General features: G+C 63.1%; 5 protein-coding genes. All 5 read left to right on the forward strand.

The window, feature by feature from the left end; translation table 11 throughout:
* The first annotated feature begins 80 nt into the window (after positions 1-80).
* The 5 genes from secE (at position 81) to rplJ (ending at position 3,062) form a co-directional block, all read left to right on the forward strand.
* Entirely contained in the window at positions 81-284 is a 204-nt protein-coding gene (gene secE, locus EOD07_RS28510; RefSeq protein ID WP_027170383.1) for a preprotein translocase subunit SecE, read from the forward strand.
* Between the two features lie 27 nt (positions 285-311).
* Complete coding sequence (gene nusG / locus EOD07_RS28515; RefSeq protein WP_041003121.1) at positions 312-839, forward strand: transcription termination/antitermination protein NusG; 528 nt, start codon at positions 312-314, stop codon at positions 837-839.
* Positions 840-1,007: 168 nt separating this feature from the next.
* A complete protein-coding gene (rplK, locus tag EOD07_RS28520) occupies positions 1,008-1,436 on the forward strand; it encodes a 50S ribosomal protein L11 (RefSeq protein ID WP_040983061.1) in 429 nt (142 codons plus the stop codon).
* A 4-nt stretch (positions 1,437-1,440) separates the two neighbouring features.
* Positions 1,441-2,139: a 50S ribosomal protein L1 gene (gene rplA, locus EOD07_RS28525; RefSeq protein ID WP_040983059.1), complete on the forward strand. Its 699-nt coding sequence runs from the start codon at positions 1,441-1,443 to the stop codon at positions 2,137-2,139.
* A 404-nt stretch (positions 2,140-2,543) separates the two neighbouring features.
* Positions 2,544-3,062: a 50S ribosomal protein L10 gene (gene rplJ, locus EOD07_RS28530; protein WP_040983057.1), complete on the forward strand. Its 519-nt coding sequence runs from the start codon at positions 2,544-2,546 to the stop codon at positions 3,060-3,062.
* Positions 3,063-3,106: the final 44 nt, after the last annotated feature.

A 3,106-nucleotide genomic window follows, 5' to 3' on the forward strand; every position in this document is an offset into this window, starting at 1 on the left:
GCATTGAGCCCAGGCGGCACGTCCCGGCCAGCGGGATCATCCAGGAGGCCCGGCCAACGGGTCTTGAACACAGGCGGCACATGGCTTCGAAAACCACTAATCCCTTCACCTTTCTCCAGCAGGTTCGCGCGGAGACGGCCAAGGTGACATGGCCTTCGCGGCGCGAAACCATGATCTCGACCGTGATGGTCCTGGTGTTCGCGGTGATCGCGATGCTCTTCTTCTTCGCTGCCGATATTCTGATGGGCTATGCGATCGAGTGGATCCTGGGTCTCGGGCATTAATTCGGCGGTTTACGGAGAGGTCGTGAAATGACTGCGCGGTGGTATATCGTCCACGCCTATTCGAACTTCGAGAAGAAGGTCGCCGAGGACATCGAGAACAAGGCCAAGCAGAAGGGCCTGTCCGGTGAGATCGAGCAGATCGTGGTGCCGACCGAGAAGGTCGTCGAGATTCGCCGCGGCCGCAAGGTCGATGCCGAGCGCAAGTTCTTTCCGGGCTATGTGCTCCTGAAGGCCAATCTGACCGATGCCGTGTTCTCGCTGGTCAAGAACACGCCGAAGGTCACCGGCTTCCTGGGCGACTCCAAGCCTGTGCCGATCACCGAGACCGAGGCGCAGCGCATCCTGAACCAGGTCCAGGAAGGCGTCGAGCGGCCGAAGCCGTCGGTCACCTTCGAGATCGGCGAGGCGATCCGCGTTTCGGACGGTCCGTTCGCGTCGTTCAACGGCGTCGTCCAGGAAGTGGACGAGGAGCGTGCCCGCCTCAAGGTGGAGGTTTCGATCTTCGGGCGCGCCGTGCCCGTCGATCTGGAATTCGGACAGGTCGAAAAGGGCTGATCCGGAAAATCCCTGCGTCGACAGGCGTCAGGGGCGGTTGCTTAAGGCGCCGCATGAACGGGTGGGAGGCGAGGGCGGCATAGCCGGCCGTCGGAACCGCACCACCAGACTGCAACCGCCGGCGTTCCCCGGATCATGGGGCCGGCATGAGAAAAGGCAGGAATAGAGATGGCTAAGAAAGTTGCAGGCCAGCTCAAGCTCCAGGTTGCCGCGGGCTCGGCTACGCCGTCGCCCCCGATCGGCCCGGCGCTTGGTCAGCGCGGCATCAACATCATGGAGTTCTGCAAGGCGTTCAACGCGCAGACCCAGGAGATGGAGAAGGGGTCGCCGATCCCGGTCGTCATCACCTACTACCAGGACAAGTCGTTCACCTTCGTCATGAAGACGCCGCCGGTGAGCTACTTCCTGAAGAAGGCCGCCAACCTGAAGTCGGGCTCCAAGGAGCCGGGCAAGACCAAGGTCGGCACGATCAGCCGCGACAAGGTGCGCGCGATCGCCGAGCAGAAGATGAAGGACCTGAACGCAAACGACGTCGAGGCGGCCATGCGCATGGTCGAGGGCTCCGCCCGCTCGATGGGCCTGGAAGTGGTGGGCTAAGATCATGGCAAAGATTGCAAAGCGTGTTGCCAAGAGCCGCGAAGGCATCGATCCGAACAAGGCTTACGCCCTCTCCGAGGCGCTGCAGCTGCTCAAGGACCGGTCCAAGGTGAAGTTCGACGAGACCGTCGAGGTCTCGATGAATCTCGGCGTCGATCCGCGCCATGCCGACCAGATGGTCCGCGGCGTGGTCAACCTGCCCAACGGCACCGGCCGCTCGGTGCGCGTCGCCGTGTTTGCTCGTGGCGACAAGGCCGAGGAAGCCAAGGCCGCCGGCGCCGATGTGGTTGGCGCCGAGGACCTCGTCGACATCGTCCAGAAGGGCACGATCGATTTCGATCGCTGCATCGCCACCCCGGACATGATGCCGCTGGTCGGCCGCCTGGGTAAGGTGCTCGGCCCGCGCGGCATGATGCCGAACCCGAAGGTCGGCACCGTGACCACCGATGTGGCCGCGGCCGTCAAGGCTTCGAAGGGCGGCGCCGTCGAGTTCCGCGTCGAGAAGGCCGGCATCGTCCAGGCCGGCGTCGGCAAGGTCTCGTTCGACGTCAAGGCGCTGGAAGAGAACGTCCGCGCCTTCGCCGATGCGGTCAACAAGGCCAAGCCCGCGGGCGCCAAGGGCAACTACGTCAAGAAGGTGTCGGTCACCTCGACGATGGGCCCCGGCCTCAAGCTCGACATCGCGACGCTCGCTGCGTCGTAAGTGTCGTCTGACCGGCTTCAGGCCGGTCGCTGGAGCATGATCCCAAGGATCATGTTCCAACAAAGAAGAATTCCGGACCGCCGATCCGTCGGCGGCCCGGTAACCCGGGAGCCGAAAGGTTTCCGGATATCCTGTCCGAGATTGCAGGCGGCCCAAAAGCCTTAATTCGATTGGGCCTGCATGAGACGGGTGAAGACCCGACAAAGGGGCGGAAGCTCCAATGAAAGGTTCGAACCGTGTTTGCCTTTTGTCAGCGCATCGCCGGCTTGCCGTCGGTGTGGCGAAAAAGGGGGCAGGATCCTCGAGCGCCGTTCGGGAGATCCAGGATTTGGATGGCCCGGCCGGCAAAAGGCAACCCGACTTCTGACCTCGAAAATGAGGCAGGGGTCAACTGGAGATAGGCAGTGGACAGAGCGGAAAAGCGCGAACTCGTCACGGGCCTGAACGAAGCGTTCACGAACGCGGGTTCAGTCGTCGTGGCCCACTACGCCGGTATCACCGTGGCGCAAATGAACGACCTCCGGTCGAAGATGCGCGCCGCCGGCGGCACCGTCAAAGTCGCGAAGAACCGTCTCGCCAAGATCGCTCTTCAGGGCACGGACTCCGCATCGATCGTCGATCTGTTCAAGGGACAGACGCTGGTCGCTTATTCGGAGGATCCGGTTGCGGCGCCGAAGGTCACGTCCGATTTCGCCAAGGGGAATGACAAGCTGATCATTCTCGGCGGCGCGATGGGCTCGACCTCGCTCAACGCCGATGGTGTCAAGGCACTCGCCACGATGCCGTCGCTCGACGAGCTGCGCGCCAAGCTGGTTGGCATGATCGCCACGCCGGCAACCCGGATCGCCCAGATCGTCAATGCGCCCGCGGCTTCGGTCGCGCGCGTCATCGGCGCTTACGCCCGGAAGGACGAGGCGGCATGAGGCCGTTCCTCGCTGTCAACAACACACGTTCGAACCAACTAAAG

This window comes from Mesorhizobium sp. M2C.T.Ca.TU.002.02.1.1 (genome assembly GCF_003997225.1).

Coding starts and splice junctions, on each gene's coding strand:
- secE (WP_027170383.1), top strand. CDS start 81: ATGGCTTCGAAAACCACTAATCCCTTCACCTTTCTCCAGCAGGTTCGC.
- rplA (WP_040983059.1), top strand. CDS start 1,441: ATGGCAAAGATTGCAAAGCGTGTTGCCAAGAGCCGCGAAGGCATCGAT.
- nusG (WP_041003121.1), top strand. CDS start 312: ATGACTGCGCGGTGGTATATCGTCCACGCCTATTCGAACTTCGAGAAG.
- rplK (WP_040983061.1), top strand. CDS start 1,008: ATGGCTAAGAAAGTTGCAGGCCAGCTCAAGCTCCAGGTTGCCGCGGGC.